The 945-nt window shown below is 39.2% G+C and carries 1 protein-coding gene; it reads left to right on the top strand.

From position 1 onward, the window contains the following. Window positions 1-130 precede the first annotated feature (130 nt). Window positions 131-945, top strand: an 815-nt coding sequence (locus tag HMPREF9420_RS14195; RefSeq protein WP_449329016.1) for an IS256 family transposase, variant Zn-binding type, incomplete at its 3' end; no start/stop codon positions are given.

Raw genomic sequence — 945 nt, 5'->3', positions numbered from 1 at the left:
GGCTTAATGGTCAAATGTACTCCTGAAAGGGGGCATAATGCTCTCTTTTTCATACCTTTGCAGGTGTTTATAATGCTATAATGGAAAATCATCATAAAAAAAGTGCCAGAAATGCGGTTCTCATGATGTAATCCGCAAAGGAGTTAAACGTGGTTCCTCGTATTGGTATTGCAAGAGTTGTCAATGCTATTTTAGTGGTCGTGAAAAGCCTAATAAGGCTGCCATTGTTGAGTTCTATTTACAAGGGCGCCATACGTTGCTTGAAACAGCTCAAAAATATGGTATTTCAGTTTCTACCCTACAACGATATCTCAAAAACGTACCCCAAAATCAGGATGTTTCTTGCAGAATTCATCCCATTGCTATAACACTACAAATGGATGCCACCTATTGGGGGCGAAACTTTGGAGTAGTCATTTTTATGGATGCAACAACACACAAAGTCTTGCATTATCGCTTCTTACGTGGTAAGGAGAGAATCTCTGATTATCAAGCTGGAATTTCCTGTCTCCAAGATCAAGGATTTACAATCAGAGCCATTGTAAGTGACGCATTATCAGGTATTAAGGAAGCATTTCCTGAAATACCTTATCAGTATTGTCAGTTTCATCAGCTTCAGCGAATAAGACATTTGCTCACCACTAATCCTCGCTTACTTGCGGCCAAAGAACTCAAGGCATTGGCGCATCAACTTACACAATCCAGTCGTCTAGACTTTGAGATATCTCTTGAAAAATGGGAGCAAAAGTGGAAAGATTTTTTGCAAGAGAAGTCTTATGGTGAAGATGGCAAATGGCACTTCACTCATAGAAGAACGAGAAGTGCTTTTTATAGTTTAAAACGCAATCTAAATGCACTATTTACCTTTGAGAATTTCCCTGCCGATCAAGTTCCACGCACTAACAATGCTATTGAGTCTCTTAACTCTGTATTGAAGATGAGATT

It is taken from the genome of Segatella salivae DSM 15606 (assembly GCF_000185845.1).
Lineage (GTDB): Bacteria > Bacteroidota > Bacteroidia > Bacteroidales > Bacteroidaceae > Prevotella > Prevotella salivae.
The sequence above is the reverse complement of the archived record's forward strand: the minus strand, read 5'-3'. Positions and strand labels throughout refer to the sequence as shown.